This window comes from Streptomyces dengpaensis, from assembly GCF_002946835.1.
GTDB lineage: Bacteria > Actinomycetota > Actinomycetes > Streptomycetales > Streptomycetaceae > Streptomyces > Streptomyces dengpaensis.
Genome location: NZ_CP026652.1, coordinates 2,742,092 through 2,757,196, shown reverse-complemented (window position 1 = coordinate 2,757,196; position 15,105 = coordinate 2,742,092). Strand labels below are relative to the sequence as shown.

At 70.6% G+C, this 15,105-nt stretch carries 12 protein-coding genes; 3 read left to right on the top strand and 9 right to left on the bottom strand.

Translation table 11 applies throughout. The features are described from left to right. Nucleotides 1–2: 2 nt before the first annotated feature. A complete protein-coding gene (nucS, locus tag C4B68_RS12365) occupies nt 3–674 on the bottom strand; it encodes an endonuclease NucS (RefSeq protein WP_099499954.1) in 672 nt (223 codons plus the stop codon). 290 nt (nt 675–964) lie between these two features. Between nucS and C4B68_RS12360 the strand changes: the two genes are divergently transcribed. Then, the gene (locus C4B68_RS12360) at nt 965–1,357 is read left to right on the top strand and encodes an SCO5389 family protein (protein ID WP_099499955.1); all 393 of its coding nucleotides are present in this window, start codon (nt 965–967) and stop codon (nt 1,355–1,357) included. A 123-nt stretch (nt 1,358–1,480) separates the two neighbouring features. Here the strand turns inward: C4B68_RS12360 and C4B68_RS12355 are convergent, their stop codons facing one another. Further along, nucleotides 1,481–2,509, bottom strand: a complete 1,029-nt coding sequence (locus C4B68_RS12355; RefSeq protein ID WP_099499956.1) for an LLM class flavin-dependent oxidoreductase — start codon at nt 2,507–2,509, stop codon at nt 1,481–1,483. A 454-nt stretch (nt 2,510–2,963) separates the two neighbouring features. On the opposite strand from C4B68_RS12355, the gene C4B68_RS12350 reads away from it, so the two are divergent. After that, nucleotides 2,964–3,296: an ATP/GTP-binding protein gene (locus C4B68_RS12350; protein ID WP_099499957.1), complete on the top strand. Its 333-nt coding sequence runs from the start codon at nt 2,964–2,966 to the stop codon at nt 3,294–3,296. 159 nt (nt 3,297–3,455) lie between these two features. On the opposite strand, the gene C4B68_RS12340 is transcribed toward C4B68_RS12350, so the two are convergent. The 7 genes from C4B68_RS12340 to mce form a co-directional block, all read right to left on the bottom strand. Continuing rightward, the gene (locus C4B68_RS12340) at nt 3,456–4,304 is read right to left on the bottom strand and encodes an ABC transporter permease subunit (protein WP_099499958.1); all 849 of its coding nucleotides are present in this window, start codon (nt 4,302–4,304) and stop codon (nt 3,456–3,458) included. Further along, nucleotides 4,301–5,587: an ABC transporter ATP-binding protein gene (locus C4B68_RS12335; protein WP_099499959.1), complete on the bottom strand. Its 1,287-nt coding sequence runs from the start codon at nt 5,585–5,587 to the stop codon at nt 4,301–4,303. The genes C4B68_RS12340 and C4B68_RS12335 overlap by 4 nt, the downstream gene beginning before the upstream one ends. 638 nt (nt 5,588–6,225) lie before the next feature. Continuing rightward, entirely contained in the window at nt 6,226–6,996 is a 771-nt protein-coding gene (locus C4B68_RS12325) for an ABC transporter permease (protein WP_167459077.1), read from the bottom strand. 2 nt (nt 6,997–6,998) lie between these two features. Then, complete coding sequence (locus tag C4B68_RS12320; protein WP_099499961.1) at nt 6,999–7,955, bottom strand: ABC transporter ATP-binding protein; 957 nt, start codon at nt 7,953–7,955, stop codon at nt 6,999–7,001. Between the two features lie 122 nt (nt 7,956–8,077). Beyond that, nucleotides 8,078–9,013 carry a coiled-coil domain-containing protein gene (locus tag C4B68_RS12315; protein ID WP_099499962.1) on the bottom strand — a complete coding sequence of 312 codons (936 nt, stop codon included), beginning with the start codon at nt 9,011–9,013 and terminating at the stop codon, nt 8,078–8,080. Nucleotides 9,014–9,196: 183 nt separating this feature from the next. Beyond that, nucleotides 9,197–13,045 carry a polarized growth protein Scy gene (gene scy / locus C4B68_RS12310; RefSeq protein WP_099499963.1) on the bottom strand — a complete coding sequence of 1,283 codons (3,849 nt, stop codon included), beginning with the start codon at nt 13,043–13,045 and terminating at the stop codon, nt 9,197–9,199. A gap of 241 nt (nt 13,046–13,286) precedes the next feature. Then, entirely contained in the window at nt 13,287–13,727 is a 441-nt protein-coding gene (gene mce, locus C4B68_RS12305) for a methylmalonyl-CoA epimerase (protein WP_099499964.1), read from the bottom strand. Between the two features lie 148 nt (nt 13,728–13,875). Between mce and C4B68_RS12300 the strand changes: the two genes are divergently transcribed. Beyond that, nucleotides 13,876–15,078, top strand: a complete 1,203-nt coding sequence (locus C4B68_RS12300) for an acetyl-CoA C-acetyltransferase (protein WP_099499965.1) — start codon at nt 13,876–13,878, stop codon at nt 15,076–15,078. The last annotated feature ends 27 nt before the right edge of the window (nt 15,079–15,105 follow it).

The window sequence follows — 15,105 nt, the reverse complement described above, 5'->3', positions numbered from 1 at the left end:
GGTCAGAACAACCGCAGCTTGTCGTCCTCGATGCCGCGCAGCGCGTCGTAGTCCAGGACCGTGCAGCCGATGCCGCGGTCGGTGGCGAGGACGCGGGCCTGCGGCTTGATCTCCTGGGCGGCGAAGATGCCGCGGACCGGCGCGAGGTGCGGGTCGCGGTTCAACAGCTCCAGATAGCGCGTGAGTTGCTCCACGCCGTCGATCTCACCGCGCCGCTTGATCTCCACCGCGACGGTCTGCCCCTCGGCGTCCCGGCACAGGATGTCCACCGGGCCGATGGCCGTCATGTACTCGCGGCGGATGAGCGAGTAGCCCTCGCCGAGCGTCTCGATGCGGTCCGCGAGCAACTCCTGAAGGTGCGCTTCCACGCCGTCCTTGATCAGACCGGGATCCACGCCGAGCTCGTGCGAGGAGTCGTGGAGGATCTCCTCCATCGTGATGATGAGCTTCTCGCCCGCCTTGTTGATGACGGTCCAGACGCCGTCCTCGTCCCCGGACCCCTCCTTGAGGGTGCAGGGCGGAGACATCCAGTTGAGGGGCTTGTACGCCCGGTCGTCGGCGTGGATCGAGACGCTGCCGTCCGCCTTCACCAGGATGAGGCGGGGGGCCGACGGAAGATGGGCGGTGAGCCGGCCCGCGTAGTCCACGGAGCATCGGGCAATGACGAGACGCATGGTCGGCAACGCTACTCGACGCCCGCCCGTCCACGCGATTCGCCCACCTCAGGGCCCCTCCGCACCCACCCGCTCTCCCCTGGAACATGCCAGCGGCAACCCCTGGTCAGGTTGGCTGATTGTGTGCCCACGGAGGCTCTCCTGTGTGTGCATTCTCCTGGTGTGGTCACGGTCCGTTGCTTACCGTATAAACGGGAGGTCGCGGCGCGTGTACTGAGCGTGTTCGATATCGCGAACTCCCTTCCCTGTCCGTCAGCCCCCGCTCCACTGGGGGTGCGAGAGGAGAACCCATGTCGCTCGACGTCTCACCGGCCCTACTCGAACAGGCCGAGCGAGGCGAGGTCGGCGAAGCTGAATTCGTCGACTGCGTCCGGACCTCCCTGCCCTACGCGTGGGAGATGATCAGCTCCCTGGTGGCCCAGCTGAAGGTGGACGGCGGCAACTTCGCCGACAACCAGACGCCCCCGCCGGACGAGCAGGCACGTGGCCAGCTGCTGCGTGCGCTCGCGAGTGACGCGATACGCGGCGCGCTGCAGCGGCACTTCGGAGTGCGGCTGGCCTTTCAGAACTGCCACCGGGTGGCGGTGTTCCCACTGGACGCCTCGGTGGACGACTCGCTGGCACGCTTCACCTCGGTCCGCAGTCAGGTGCTGAACCAGTCCCCGGAGTTCCGGGACTGCTGAGCCGGAGACGCCGCACTGCTTGCCGCTCCGTACGCGGGAGGTGCATCTGTACTGGGGCGGCAAGCTCCCCGCGTATCCCGTCCGTTGAAAGGGGCCGGACGGCCCGCTTGAGGCCGCGGCCGGTCACTTGAGGTGGGGCAGCACCTCGGCCCCCAGACGTCGTACGTTCTCCTCCGTCGCCGCCAGGTCTCCCGAGCCCTCGACGAGCAGGGCGAAGTGTGAGATGCCGGTCCGCTCCGAGGTGGCCGCGAGCCGGTCGGCGCACAGCCGGGGAGTGCCCACCGGGTGCAGCCCGCAGAGCAGTTCGGTGTACGCCAGAGGGTCGCGCATCGTGCGGGCGCGGCCGTCGACCGTCACATGGGCGTCCAGCCCCTGCTTCAGCCAGCCCGGCATCGCCTTGACGAGCGTCTCGACGGCGTCGGTTCGGCGGTCCGCGATCTGGCAGACCCCGGCGGACACATGGGCCGCCGCGGAGATCTCGTCCCCCGGGAGCCCGGCCGAGCGCGCGAACTGCCGCCACAGCGCGACCATTTCGGCCTTCTCCTCGTCCCCGACATGCATGCCGAGGAGCATCGGCAGCCCGCGCTCGGCCGCGCGCCGTACGCTCGCCGGTGAGGTGCAGGCGACGAGGACATCGGGCCCGGGGACGCCGCTCAGCGACTCCGACGGCCTGGGGACGACGGGGACTTCGCGGAAGGCGAACCGCTCCGAGGTGCCGGCGACGGACGGTTCGCGCAGCCAGCGCACCAGCAGATCGAGTGATTCCGGGAACCCCTCCTCGTACGCCCTCAGTCCCGTGCCGAAGACCTCCAAGTCGACCCAGGGGCCGCCGCGTCCGACGCCCAGCGTGAACCGCCCGCCGGACGTGAGATGCAGCAGCGCGGCCTGCTCGCCGAGCGCCACGGGGTGGACGGTGGGCAGCACACTGACCGCCGTGCCGACCCGGATCCGGCGTGTGCGGCCGAGGAGGTACGCGGCGAGCGTGACGGCCGACGGGCAGGTCCCGTACGGCACGAAGTGGTGCTCGGCCAGCCATACCGCGTCGAGCCCGGCCTCCTCGGCGACCTCGGCCGACCGCACTGCGCGGTGCAGGGCCTCCCCCTGGCCCTGTCCCGGGAACTGGGCCGCCAGTACAAAACTTCCTACGTGCATCGCACTTCCTGCTTCCTCGGCTCCGACACGGAGCTCCCCCACCCGGCATAACCGCATGACACGTGACGAAGTCACGGCCTGGCGGAGAGATTTGCGGATTGTCTGCGAATTGAGCCGCCCGGTGGGGGATCTGTGCGGGTTGGTGGAGTACGCGTACCCCGGTGCGCGCCGCGTAGGCTGGACCAGGTCCTGTCGTCAAACTCCCGTCGTTCGCCCGGAGGGCGGGCCTCGCGCCCGCCGCGGAGCGGCTGATGTCGCTGTAGGTGCGTGCTCTCGGCGTGCCGGGCCCTGGCCCTCGTACTGGATGTACTCGGGCCTGGGCCCGGCGCGGCGAGTGGGGGCACCTCCCACGCCCTCAAGGCAGTGGGGGAGCGTGCATGGAGCCGCGGGGCAGACGGAGGTTTGACGACAGGGCCTAGGCCCCTGCTCCCTGTATAGCTCCGTGAGGTGTCCCGTGTCCCCGCGTCGCAACCGTTCGAAGGGCGCCGGCTCGTCCGGCAGGAGCGCGGATGACGACCGGTCCGACCGTTACGGCGGCTGGCAGTCCACGGAGAACTGGCAGGGCGAGGAGTGGAGTGTGCGTCATGTGGCGGGCGCGAGCGCCGAGGGCAAGACCTACCGCTGCCCCGGCTGCGACCAGATGATTCCCTCCGGCGTCCCGCACGTGGTGGCCTGGCCGGAGCACGCGGGCGTCGACGACCGGCGCCACTGGCACAAGGCCTGCTGGAACGCGAAGGACCGCCGCACCTCAAGGGTGCGGCGGTCCCGTAATGCTCCCAGGTCCTAAGGCCTGTTGGGCGGATCAGACGCCGGCCTGCCGGACGGATCAGACGTCGGCCCGTCGGACGGATCAGACGTCGGCCCGTCGGACGGATCAGACGTCGGCCCGTCGGACGGATCAGACGTCGGCCCGTCGGACGGATCAGACGTCGGCCCGTCGGACGGATCAGACGTCCCGGCGCTCCAGCAGCACGAACGCGCCGACGATCGCCGCCGCTGTGATGCCGGCGAGCAGACCGAGCTGCGCGCCGCCGTTCCCGGCCTCGCTGTCCAGCTGGAAGATCTTGGCGAGGGCGCTGGGAGCGTTGTACTCCTGCATCTTCTCGCCGGCGGTGCGCATGCTCTCGGACAACATCAGGAAGGCGGGCATGATCGCGGGCACCAGTACGACGCCGAGCATCGTGGTGATCGCGCCTGCCGAATGACGCAGCATCGAGCCCACCGCGAGCGCGAGCACGCCGAGCAGCGAGACGTACAGCGACCCCCTCAGCACCGTGCCGCCCCACGGGACGGCCGAGGAGCCGTCGCCGTGCATCCCCTCGGTGACCATGCCGACCAGTCCGATCGCGAAGGCCGACACGGCGAACGCCACCACGAAGAAGATGATCAGCTTCGCGGCGAGCACCCGGTGACGTTGCGGTGAGGCCGTGAACGTCGTACGGATCATGCCGGTGCCGTACTCGGAGGAGACCACCAGGACGCCCAGCGTGATCAGGCAGATCTGGCCGAGCATCAGCCCGAAGAAGGCCGGGATCGTGTACGGGGTTTCGGTGTAGTCGGCGTTCGTGGTCTGCGCCGCGACCAGGAAGCCGATGCCGATCACCAGGAGCAGGAAGATGCCGAGCGTCCACATCGTGGAGCGCACCGACTTGATCTTGGTCCACTCGGAGGAGAGCGCGTGACCGAGGTGGGTGCGCACGACCGGGATCGGCGAGGTGTACGAAGTGCCGGGCGCCGCCTGCCAGTTGGGGGCAGGGGCGGCCTGCTGCGGCATCGGGGGCTGGGGCGTGCTCATCGGGCGTCCTCGGGCTTGGTCAGGTCGGGGGCGGCGGCGGGTGCGGCAGGTGCGGCGGGCGGCTGCGCGGGGGCCTGGGGTGCGCCCTGGGCGTACGGGTTGGCGGCCGCGGCACCCGGAGCGGCCGGGGCGCCGTACGGGCCCGGCTGGCCCGCGCCCGGAGCCGCGGCACCGTAGGCGCCGGGGGCGCCCGGAGCGCCGTACGGCCCCGCCTGCGGCGCTCCCTGCGGCATCGCGAACGGCTGCCCGCCCTGCTGGGGCGGCGGCGGTGCGTACCAGCCCGGCTGGCCCTGGCCCGGGACCGGCATCTGGGGCGGCGGCATGGCGCCCGGCGGCAGCTCCTGCTGGAGCCCGGCCCTCTGGTCGATGGTCGAGCGGTAGTCGACGGCGCCCTGCGTCATCCGCATGTACGCCTCCTCCAGCGAGGCCTGGTGCGGCGACAGCTCCCACAGACGTACGTCGTGGGAGTGCGCCAGGTCACTGATGCGAGGCAGCGGCAGACCGGTGACGCGCAGCGCGCCGTCCTGCTCGGGCAGCACCTGGCCGCCCGCCTCGGTCAGCGCGGCCGTGAGCTTCTCGCGCTGCTGCGGCTCGGTGTCCGGGGTGCGGACCCGTGCGAAGTCGGCCGAGTTGTGGGAGATGAAGTCCTTGATGTTCATGTCGGCCAGCAGCTGGCCGCGGCCGATCACGATCAGGTGGTCGGCGGTCAGCGCCATCTCGCTCATCAGGTGCGAGGAGACGAAGACCGTACGGCCCTCGGCCGCGAGGGACTTCATCAGGTTGCGGACCCAGAGGATGCCCTCGGGGTCGAGGCCGTTGACCGGCTCGTCGAACAGCAGCACCTGCGGGTCGCCGAGGAGCGCGGCGGCGATGCCGAGCCGCTGGCCCATGCCGAGCGAGAAGCCCTTGGAGCGCTTCCTGGCCACGTCCTGGAGTCCGACGACGCCGAGCACCTCGTCCACGCGGCGGGCCGGGATGCCCGACAGCTGCGCCAGGCACAGCAGGTGGTGGCGGGCGTGCCGGCCACCGTGCACGGCCTTGGCGTCGAGGAGCGCGCCGACCTGGCGGGGCGCGTTCGGCAGCTTGCGGTACGGGAAGCCGCCGATGGTCACCTGCCCCGATGTGGGGTTGTCCAGTCCGAGGATCATGCGCATCGTCGTCGACTTGCCCGAGCCGTTGGGCCCCAGGAAGCCGGTGACGGCGCCGGGCCGCACCTGGAAGGAAAGGTTGTACACGGCCGTCTTGGCGCCGTAGCGCTTCGTCAGGCCGACTGCCTCGATCATGCTCCGCACCCATCGAAAGGTTCAGGACGTCGGGGCGCACGCCCCCGTAAGGGTTAGGAGGATATCCGGGCGCTGACGGTTCCACTCAAGAGAAAGTAAAAGCGCGCAGGTCACACGACCCGAATTGTCAGGTACGCCTCCTGTCTGGTCAGACGCGGAACGAAATTTTTTCGCCGGAACATCGAATGGCGTACGGAACCCTCGCGCCCACGACCGGCCCTCGCGGGCGCCCCCGGACGAGGACGCCGAGGCTCCCGAGTTTCCTTAGGTATCCGTGATGATGTGTCATGGGGATGTGCCGTGCCGTGTGTTCGGTGCCGGCTTCGGTTTCGTCTGTGGGTGCGGGGATCGAATGCGTGACCTTTTCGCGGGTGTGTCGTTGATCGGATGACAGCACCGCGGGTGGGAAGGGGGGCCGGTGAGCCGGAGAGTGCCGCTCGGTGAGAGCGAGACGGCCCGTGCTGCGTGTGCCCGTGGTCTGCTGCGGGCGGGTGTGGTGGAGAAGACGGGCGAGGTTTTGTCGGCCGCTGTGCTGGCGCAGCGGGTCGGCTGGGTGGCTGAACGCCACCCCCACCCGGTGGAGAATCCCACCGCCAGACACCATGTCTGGCACAGGATCACCAAGCTGATCAGAGACGCTACGCGTCCCGTTTCTTGAGCACCGCGTACCCCCCGATGAGCGCCGCGACCACCCACAGCACCATGATCGCGAGGCCGCCCCAGGGACCGTACGGGGTGTCGTCGTCGATCGGGGTCACGACCTGCAGGATCTTGCTGCTGGCCTGGTCGGGCAGATAGCGGCCGACCTTCTGGGTCGCGGAGACCGCGCCCAGGACGTTGGAGATCAGAAAGAAGAACGGCATCAGGATGCCCAGCGACAGCATGGGGCTGCGCAGCATCGCCGCGACGCCCATCGAGAAGACGGCGATGAGCGTCATGTAGAGCCCGCCGCCGATCACCGCGCGCAGCGCCCCGGGATCGCCGATCGACGCACCGTGCGGGCCGAGCATGGCCTGGCCCAGGAAGAAGGTGACGAAGCTGGTGACGATGCCGACCGCGAAGGCGAGGCCCGTCGCGACCGCGATCTTGCTGAAGAGGAACTCGGCGCGCTGCGGCACCGCGGCGAGCGAGCTGCGGATCATGCCGGTGCTGTACTCGTTGCCGACGACCAGCACCCCGAACACGATCATCGCGAGCTGACCGAGGCTCATGCCCGCGAAGCTGATGTACGTCGGGTCGAAGGCGAGCCGGTCCCGCACGTCCATCGTGTCGAACTCGTTCCTGGACAGCAGCGAGATCACGATGCCGAGGGCGATGGTGACGACCGCGGCGAGACCGAGTGTCCAGACCGTGGACGAGACGGACCGGATCTTGGTCCACTCGGACCTGAGGACCTGGGTGGCCGCCATGGTCAGCCCCTCTTCCAGTCGCCGCCCCAGGGCGCGGCCTGCGGATGCGGGGTGTCCGCGTGCGCGTGGTACTCGACCGACTCCGCGGTCAGCCGCATGAACGCATCCTCCAGGGAGGCCTGCTGGGGGCTGAGCTCGTGCAGCACGATCTGGTGCCGCGCGGCCAGCTCCCCGATGAGCTCGGGCTTCCCGCCGTCCACTTCGAGCGTGCCGCTGCCCGTCTCGACGACGGTGATGCCCGCACCGTGCAGCACGTCGAGGAGCCGCTCGCGCTGGGGGCAGCGGATACGGACGTACGACCGCGAGTTGCGCTGGATGAAGTCGGCCATCGAGGTGTCGGCGAGGAGCCGTCCCTGGCCGATGACGACGATGTGGCCGGCGGTCAGCGCCATCTCGCTCATCAGGTGGGAGGAGACGAAGACCGTACGGCCCTGCGCGGCGAGGGATTTCATCAGGTTGCGGATCCAGTGGATGCCCTCGGGGTCGAGACCGTTGACCGGCTCGTCGAACATCAGGATCCGCGGGTCGCCGAGCAGCGCGCCTGCGATGCCCAGCCGCTGGCCCATGCCGAACGAGAACCCCTTGGCCTTCTTCCTCGCGACCGGGGTGAGCCCCACCGTGTCGAGGACCTCGTGCACCCGGGCCTTCGGGATGCCGTTGCTCTGCGCGAGGCACAGCAGGTGGTTGAAGGCGCTGCGCCCGCCATGCATGGCCTTCGCGTCCAGCAGGGCGCCGATGTACTTCAGCGGGTCCTTGAGGTGGTCGTAGTGCCGCCCGTCGATGCGTACGTCACCGGTGGTGGGGTGGTCGAGCCCGAGGATCATCCGCATGGTCGTGGACTTGCCGGCGCCGTTGGGGCCGAGGAACCCCGTGACGATCCCCGGTCTGACGGCGAAGGTGAGGTTGTTGACCGCCACCTTCTCGCCATACCGCTTGGTCAGCCCCTCGAGCTCGATCATGCCGCAACGCTAAAACGGGACAAAGCCCCCCGCCACCGGAGTGACAGGGGGCTTCGCCGTTGTTCGGCCGGCGTACGTCCCGCGTTACCGCGTACGTCCCGCGTTCTCGCGTACGTCGTGTGTTACCGGGACTGCTGGGCCGGAACCCCGCGCGAGATCGGCTCGTCCTCGGCCGGCGTGCCGGTGGCGGCCACCGCGGCGCCCGTGAGCGTCGCGAGCATCTCGCGGACGTTCGTGAGCTGGGCGTTGATCGAGTCGCGGCGGTTGGTGAGGGCCGCGAGCTCGCGCTCGGATTCCGAACGGATCCGGTCGGCCTTGGCGTTCGCGTCGGCCACGATGTCCTCGGCCTGGCGCTGAGCCGTCTCCACCGTCTGGCGGGCGCGGCGCTCGGCGTCCGTGCGCAGCTTCTCGGCCTCCAGGCGCAGCTGCTCGGCGCGGTGCTCGATCTCCGCGAGGCGCTTCTCGGCCTTGGCCTGACGCGAGGCCAGGTCGCGCTCGGACTGCTCGCGGCGCTTGGCGAGGTTCGTCTCGAAGTCGGCGGCGGCCTGGGCGGCCTTGGCGCGGGTCTCCTCGAAGAGGGCGTCCGCCTCCTCGCGCTTGGACTGCGCGTCCTTCTGCGCGTCGGAACGCAGCTGGGAGGCGTCGCTCTTGGCCTTCTCGACGATCCGGACGCCCTCGTCCTCCGCCTTGGCCTTGCGCTCAGCGGCGAACGACTCCGCGTCGTTGCGCACCTGCTGGGCGGCCGACTCGGCGAGCTCACGGTGCTGCTCGGCGGCGCGACGGGCCTCCTCGCGCAGGTCCTTCGCCTCCTCCTCGGCGAGGCGGAGGATCTTCTCGACGCGCGCGCCGAGACCCGCGTACGACGGCTCTGCGTCGTTGACCTGGGCCTGGGCGTTCTGCGTCTCGAGGTGGAGTTCCTCGATGCGCTTTTCCAGAGCAGTGATGCGGGCCAGAGCGCTGTCACGGTCGGAGACGAGCTTCGAAATGCGTTCGTCCACCTGAGCGCGGTCGTATCCACGCCGCACAAGCTCGAAGCCGTAGGGGGAAGTGTCGCTCATGGGGTTCCTGTCGAATGAGACCGGTGAGGTGATAGGGGGAATCCTAGGGGTCAAAGCGGTGTGTCATCGAGCGGATACGTGTTTGATCTGGAGAATGACACTCCTTTCGGGTGGCTAACGGTCGGAGGGCTTGCCAGAGGCTGTACCAAAGGTCCCGGCAAAGCATGGAATCCGTGCTTCTGGCTAGCCCTCTGACGACTTGCCACTCGAACGAGTCGCGCCCGCGGCCGCGCCCGCCTTGACCCCGCCGTCCTTGCTTCCGGACGGGGCCTCAAAGGACTCCAACGCCTCCAGGACGTCCTGGACACGGGAGATCTCCGCATTGATGTCCTCCCGGCGGCGCACCAGGACCTCCAGGTCGCGCTTGCCCTCCTCGACCGCCGCCTTCGCCTCGCGGATCGCCTCCGCGCGGATCTTCTCCGCCTCGCCGACGAGCGAGTTCTTCTTCTGCTCGGCCTCCTTGAGGAGCCCCTCCGCCTTCTTGACCGCGGCGATGCGCACCTTGCTCGCCTCGGAGTTGGCCTCCGACACCAGCTCCTTCGCCTTCGCCTCGGCGTCGGCGAGCTGCTCCTCGGCCGCCTTGACGAGCGCGTCACAGCGCTCGCCGGCCGTCTTCATCGCCTCGGCCGACTCACGGCGGGCCCGCTCGTGCAGCTCCTCGATCTCCGTGGTGATGCGGTCGCGCAGCTCCTCCGCGCGGTCCCGGATCGCCGTCGCGTCCCGGCGCGCGCCGACCAGCAGCTCGTCCGCGTCCGTACGGGCCCGCTCCACCAGGGAGTTGCCCTCCACGGTCGCCTCGGAGACGAGCCGCTCGGCCTCGTTGCGCGCCGCGCCGACCATCGTGTCGGCCTGCGCCTCGGCGTCCGCCGTCGTCTTCTGCGCGGACTGCTGCGATTCGGAGAGCAGCTTGTCCGCCTCGGCGGCCGTCTCCGTGATGAGCGTGTCGACCTGCTCGGCCGCCTCGGAACGCCGCTTGTTGGCGTCCTTGCGGGCCTCGTCCAGCATCCGCTCGGCCTCTTCGCGCGCCGACGACGTGAGCCGCTCGGCCTCCGCCGCCGCCTCGTCCTTGACCCGCTCCGCCTCGGTGCGGATCCGCTCGGCGTGCTGCTGCGCGGAGCCGATCGTCTCGGCGGCCTCGGCACGCAGCCGCTCCGCGTCCCCGGTCGCGTCCGCGATGAGCCGCTCGGCCTTGGCCACGGATTCGGACCGTACGCGCTCGGCCTCGGCGGCGGTCTCCTCGGCGAGCCGCTCGGCCTCCGCGGCCGCCTCGGTGATGAGGGTGTCCGCCTGCGTGGCCGCGTCCGAACGGATCCGGTTCGCGTCGTCCCTGGCTTCCGCACGGCTGCGCCCGGCGTCCTGTTCGGCGGTCGCGATGACGTCGGACGCCTCGGTGCGGACGCGCTGGGCGTGCTCGGCCGCGTCCGAGCGCAGCCGCTCCGACTCGGCGATCGCCTCCGAAACCGTGCGCTCCGCGAGGGACTTGGCGGCCTCCGACTCCTGGGCCGCCTCCCGCCGGATCCGGCTCGCGTCCTCGGCGGCCCGCTCCCGCTCCGCGTATGCGTCGGCGCGGACGCGGTCCGCCTCCTCCTGCGCCTCGGTCCGCGTACGCTCCGCGGCGTGCTCGGCGGCCGAGCGCAGCCCGGCGACCTCCTCCTGAGCCTGCTCGTGCAGCCCCGCCACGGAGTCGCGCACCTGCTGCGCGGTCTGCTCGGCGCTCGACACCATCTCGGTCGCGCGCCGGTCGGCCTCCTCGACCAGGCGTACGGCCTCGGTCTGGGCCTCCTCGACACGGTTGCGCGCCGAGGCGAGGAGCTCCTCGCTCTGCTCGCGGGCCCGCTCCCGCTCCTGGTCGGCCTCCTGGCGCGCGGAGCCGAGGAGTTCCTCGGCCTCGCGGCGGCGCCGGGCGGCCTCCTCCTGCGCGGCCGCCAGCGTCTCGGCGCCTTCGGTCGCCAGACGCTCGGCCGCGGCCTGCGCCTCCGCGCGGACCCGGTCGGCGCTGTCCTGGGCCTCCGACTTCAGCCGCTCGGCCTCCGCCGAGGCCTCCGAACGCAGCCGTACGGCGATGGCCTCGCCCTCGGCCCGGGACGCGGAGGCGTCCGCCGCGGCCTCGTTGCGCAGCCGCTCGGCCTCGGCCTCCGCCTGCGCCTGCAGCGTACGGATCCGCTCGGCGGACTCGGAACGCAGCCGCTCGGACTCCTCGGCAGCCTCACGGCGGATGCGCTCGGCCTCCGCGCGGGCGTCGGTCAGCGCCTGCTCGGCGGTGGTGAGGCGGTCCTCGGCCTCCGTGTGCAGCCGGGTCAGTTCCTCGGCGGCCTCGTCCTTGCGGGCCGCTATGGCGCGCTCGGTCTCCTCGCGCAGCTGCTCGGCGGCCCGCTCGGCCTCCGCCTTGATCGTCTCGGACTGCTCGAGAGCCTCTTCGCGATGCCGCTCGGCCTCGGCGCGGGTGCGCTCCAGGGTCTCCTCGGCCTGACGGCGCAGCGTCGTGGCGCGCTCGATGGCCTCGGTGCGGACCTTCTCGCTGTCCGTCGTCGCCGTCGTGCGCAGCTCGTCCGCGTCCGCCCTCGCCTTGGCGAGCAGCTCCTCGGCGGTCCTGGCCGCCTCCTCGATCTGCTGGACCGCCTCGCGCCGGGCCTCGGCGCGGATCTTCTCGCCCTCGTCGACCGCGTCGGCGCGCAACTGCTCGGCCTCGCCGCGCAAACGGCGAGCCTCCTCCTGCAGTTCGACCGTCTTGGCGCGGTACTCCTTGGTGTCGTCCTTCGCCGTGCCCTTGAGCTGCTCGGCGATGTCGTGCGCCTCGGCGCGCAGCCGGTCCGCCTCGGCCTCCGCCTCGGTGCGGATCCGCTCGGCCTCCTCGGCGGCGGCCCTGGTGGTCGTCTTGGCTTCCTCGGACGCCTTGTTGAGCACGTTCTCGGCCGTACGGGCCGCCTTGGCGAGCTGGGACGCGGTCTCCTCGGCGGTGAGGCTGCGGGCGTTCTCCTCGGCCTCCGCGATGATCGTCTCGGCCTTGGCGCGGGCGTCCGCGATGACCTGCTCGGCCTCGGACTTGGTGGCTTCGGCCTCCTGGTTGGCCTCGGTGACCAGCCGGGCGACCTGCTCCTTCGCCGTACGCGTGCGCTGCTCGTTCGCCGACTCCGCGCCGGAGAGCGTCTTGGCCGCGGACTCCTTCGCCTCGGCGACCACCTTGTCGGCCTCGGCCCGCGCCTCGCGCAGCGCCGTCTCGGCCTGCGCCATGCGCTGCTCGGCTGCCCGGCTCACCTCGGTCGCCTGGCGGCGGGCGGCCTCCGACTCGCTCGCCGTGGAGCTGCGCAGCTGCTCGGCGTGGTCGGTGGCCTCCTGCGCCTGTGTGGACGCGGCGTTCAGCAGCCGTTCGGCGTCCGTGCGGGCCCGGCGCAGCAGCGCCTCGGCCTCCGCGCGGGCCGCCTCGGCGTCGTTGGTGAGCCGCTGGCGGGCCTCGGCGGCGATCCGCTCGGCCTCGGCGCGGGCGACGGCCAGCGCCTGGTCGGCCTCGGCGCGCGACTCATCCAGCAGACGGCGGGCCTGCGACTCGGAGCGGGCGCGCAGCTGCTCCGCCCACGCCACGTTCTCGTTGACGTGCGCCTCGACCGTCTGCCGGCGCTCGGCCAGCTCCTGGTCGAGCTGCTGGCGGCGGGTGACCGCCTCCTGGTGCAGTTCCGCCTGGAGCCGGGCGGCCTGCTCCGCGTGCTCCTGGAGGATGCGCTGCGTCTGCGCGCGGGCCTGGCTCATCTCGCGCTCGGCGTCGGCGCGCAGCTGGTCGGCCTGGATCTGGGCATTACGAAGGAGCTGCTCGGCCTGATAGCCGATGTCGCCGCCGTCGTAGGCAGGACGGGTCGCCAGACTGCGCCGAGCCTCGTGCAGCTTGGCGCGCAGCACCTCGACCTGATAGCCGAGGTCCTCGGCGTGCTGGACGGCCTTCTCCCGCTCGGTCTTCAGCCGCTCCATCTCGGCCTCGAACCGAGAGAGGTGGTCGACGTCAGCCGCCGGCTCTCGCTCCTGGCGTTCGTAGCCCCGCACTGCGCGGTCCCATCCGTCCCCTGGTCGCAACTCTCTCCAAACGGGCTCCGTCCATCCGCCGAACGGTGCCCCCGGGGAATGGTGTCAGATCCACGGCGGAGCATGGGCTGCCCCGACGCTTGTCCCCCGAAACCTGGACCCCGGCCCTCGGTCCTGGCGCGCTGAAAAGCGGCAGGACCTCGACCGTCCCCGTGTGAAGGCGACGGCCGACCCCAACCCTACCGGCCCAGATATACGGAGGTCAGTGCTCAGGTGACTCAACCGCCGCCGAAGTGACCAGTTCTGTCAGAACACCATGGCAGTCCTTCGGATGCAGGAAGGTGATCCGGGACCCCATGGACCCGATCCGGGGCTCTTCGTAGAGCACCCGTACGCCCTTGTCCCTGATGGCGGCGGCGTCACCGTCGACGTCCGCCGTGCCGAAGGCGATGTGGTGCACTCCCTCGCCGTTCTTGGCCAGCCACTTCCCGACGGCGGAGTCCTCACGGGTGGGTTCGAGCAGCTGGAGGTAGGAGGCGCCGCCGTCGGACGTCTCGTTGATCTTGAGCATGGCCTCCCGTACGCCCTGCTCCTCGTTGACCTCGGAGTGGAAGACCTCGAAGCCGTACGTCGCCCGGTAGAACTCGACGGTCTTGTCGAGGTCGAAACAGGCGATCCCGATGTGGTCGATTCGCGTCAGCATGGAGTCAGTGCAGCGCTCCCGGCGTGGTTACGCAACGTGCGCGCCGTCACACTGACAGCCGGATGACGCGGTGGACTACCGGTCAGTACATTCGAAGTAAACCCTCGTTCACTCCTCGGCTGTGCAGCCGGTAAGGGGATCGCACCTCATGTCTGGAACGAACAGCAGTACTTCGGTGATCGTCGCGGGCGCGCGTACGCCCATGGGCCGGTTGCTGGGCTCGCTGAAGTCCTTCTCCGGAGCCGACCTCGGAGGCTTCGCGATCAAGGCGGCCCTCGACCGTGCGGGGATCGGCGGCGACCAGGTCCAGTACGTGATCATGGGCCAGGTGCTCCAGGCCGGCGCGGGGCAGATCCCGGCACGCCAGGCCGCGGTCAAGGCGGGCATCCCGATGAGCGTCCCGGCGCTCACGATCAACAAGGTGTGCCTGTCGGGCCTGGACGCGATCGCGCTGGCCGACCAGCTGATCCGCGCGGGCGAGTTCGACGTGATCGTGGCGGGCGGCCAGGAGTCCATGACCAACGCCCCCCACCTGCTGCCGAAGTCCCGCGAGGGCTTCAAGTACGGCGCGATCGAGATGCTCGACGCCATGGCGTACGACGGCCTGACCGACTCCTTCGAGGGCATCGCCATGGGCGAGTCGACGGAGAAGCACAACACGCGGCTCGGCATCGCGCGCCCCGAGCAGGACGAGATCGCCGCCCTGTCCCACCAGCGCGCCGCCGCCGCCCAGAAGAACGGCATCTTCGAGGCCGAGATCACCCCGGTCGAGATCCCGCAGCGCAAGGGCGAGCCCGTCGTCTTCAGCAAGGACGAGGGCATCCGCGCGGAGACGACGGCGGAGTCGCTGGGCAGGCTGCGCCCCGCGTTCACGAAGGACGGCACGATCACGGCGGGTACGTCGTCGCAGATCTCGGACGGCGCGGCGGCCGTGGTGGTCATGAGCAAGGCCAAGGCGCAGGAACTGGGCCTGGAGTGGATCGCGGAGATCGGCGCCCACGGGAACGTGGCCGGACCGGACAACTCTTTGCAGTCGCAGCCGTCGAACGCGATCCTGCACGCCCTGAAGAAGGAGGGTCTGGAGGTCTCCGATCTGGATCTCATCGAGATCAACGAGGCGTTCGCGGCGGTCGCGGTCCAGTCAACGAAGGACCTCGGGGTGTCCACGGAAAAGGTGAACGTCAACGGCGGCGCCATTGCCCTGGGTCACCCGATCGGTATGTCGGGCGCCCGGCTCGTCCTGCACCTGGCCCTTGAGCTGAAGCGGCGGGGCGGCGGGGTCGGCGCTGCGGCGCTGTGCGGTGGCGGCGGGCAGGGTGACGCGCTGATCGTGCGGGTATCCAAGGCCTGAAGCACCTGATCATTTCCGTACGGCTCG